This window comes from Streptomyces griseorubiginosus (assembly GCF_017614965.1).
Lineage (GTDB): Bacteria > Actinomycetota > Actinomycetes > Streptomycetales > Streptomycetaceae > Streptomyces > Streptomyces griseorubiginosus_B.
The window spans coordinates 1-1,603 of the sequence record NZ_WVUG01000629.1; the positions used below are offsets into that span (position 1 = coordinate 1).

The 1,603-nt window shown below is 70.7% G+C and carries 3 protein-coding genes; all 3 read right to left on the reverse strand.

Going from position 1 to position 1,603, the window contains the following annotated elements:
• Positions 1-452, reverse strand: a 452-nt coding sequence (locus tag GRC12_RS44315; RefSeq protein ID WP_208786075.1) for a YidC/Oxa1 family membrane protein insertase, incomplete at its 3' end; no start/stop codon positions are given.
• Positions 453-532: 80 nt separating this feature from the next.
• Positions 533-844 (reverse strand): DUF6412 domain-containing protein, encoded by a 312-nt coding sequence (locus tag GRC12_RS44320; protein WP_208786077.1) that lies wholly within the window; start codon positions 842-844, stop codon positions 533-535.
• Positions 845-945: 101 nt separating this feature from the next.
• Positions 946-1,473 (reverse strand): winged helix-turn-helix transcriptional regulator, encoded by a 528-nt coding sequence (locus GRC12_RS44325; protein ID WP_208786076.1) that lies wholly within the window; start codon positions 1,471-1,473, stop codon positions 946-948.
• Between the last annotated feature and the right edge of the window lie 130 nt (positions 1,474-1,603).

Below are 1,603 nucleotides of genomic sequence, written 5' to 3' on the forward strand. Positions count from 1 at the left end.
GCCCCGAACACGCCCCCGCTCCCGAGCGCGTCGCCCCACCGCCCGCCGAGCGGCGCGGCGAGCAGCCGGTGGTCGAGCAGACCGTTGCTCTCCCCGCCGATCCTCGGGCTGGAGAAGAGGTGGTACAGCAGGAAGAACGCGGGCAGCTGCAGCAGCCCGGGGAGGCATCCCGACAGCGGCGACACCTTTTCCTCCGCGTGCAGCTCCAGCACCGCCTTCTGCAGCTTCTCGGGGTCCTTGGCGTGCTTTCTGCGCAGCTCGGCGATCTTCGGCTGCAGGGCGGTCCGGGCCTTCTGCCCGCGCGCCGAGGCCCGGGACAGGGGATGCACGAGGAGTCGTACGAGCGCGGTGAACAGGATGATCGCGGCGGCCGCCGCCGCGGCGCCGAACAGCGGTTGGAGCAGGTCGGCGAGCTGGTCGACGACGTCGGCGAAGACGGTGAAGACGGACATGGGTGAACCCTCCGAGGGTCATGCCGGGGTGAGAGTGGTACTTGCGGCATGACGACCCGCGCGGGGTCACGGACGTGCCCCTACGCGACGGTCGCCGGGAGGGTGTGTCCGGGGGCTCGGGGCCGGGTGCGTCCTCTGGCGTCGGGGTCGCGTTGGGGCAGGAAGGCCGTACGACGGGCCCGGTCCCGTATCGCCGTACGCACGCGTGTCGGTGGCACTGCGGGGGCGCACCTCGCGGCGACCAGCGCACAGGCGGCGAGCGCGGCACCGACCGCCGCGGTGGCGGCGAGGGCGACGGTGGCGGTGAGAGTGCCGGCGTCGAGGAGCGCGAGCTGGAGGAGCAACAGGAGGAGCACGGCGAAGGGGCGCGCGGAGAGGCGGTCGCGGAACACCTGGTTCCCGAACGCTCGGTCGCGGAACACCCGGCTCCCGAACGCTCGGTCCCGGACCACTCGGTCGCGGACCACTCGGTCGCGGATCATGCCCCTCCCCCCTAGGCGCTCGTGGTCTCCACCGGCTCCAGCAGACGCTTCGGCTTGAGCAGCGCCTTGCTGACCGGATCGGCCGGATCCTGACTGAGACCGGGTTCCGGCACCATGAGAACGTCGGCGACCGGTACGAGAGTTCCGCACGCGGGACATTCGCCGTAGGTCCCGAGTTCGGTGCCGCAGTCGGCATGCCGGTAGGAGCGCAGCCGGGCCTCTTGGAAGTGCTCGCGGCCCCAGATGCCGAGCGAGCGGAGGGTCGGCCACAGGGCGATGCCGCGCTCGGTGATGACGTACTCGTCGCGCGGCGGCGATTCCTGGTAGCGGCGCTTCTCGAGGATCCCCTCCGCGGTCAGCGTCTGCAGGCGGGCGGCGAGGACCGCGCGCGGGATGCCGAGGTGGACGAGGAAGTCGTTGTATCGCCGGACGCCGTAGAGCGCGTCGCGGATCACCAGCATCGTCCACCGCTCGCCGATGACCTCCAGCGCGCGGGCGATGGAGCACTCCTGTGTCGCGTAGTCCTTGCCCAGTGCCATGCCGTCCACTGTAACCATTTTTCGCGAGGTTGGTTCAATGACCGAACCTTGGGTGTTACGGTGGCCCACATGACTAGGTTCAATGAACGAACCCTCACTCCCTCCGAGGCCCCGCTCACCGGCCCCGCAC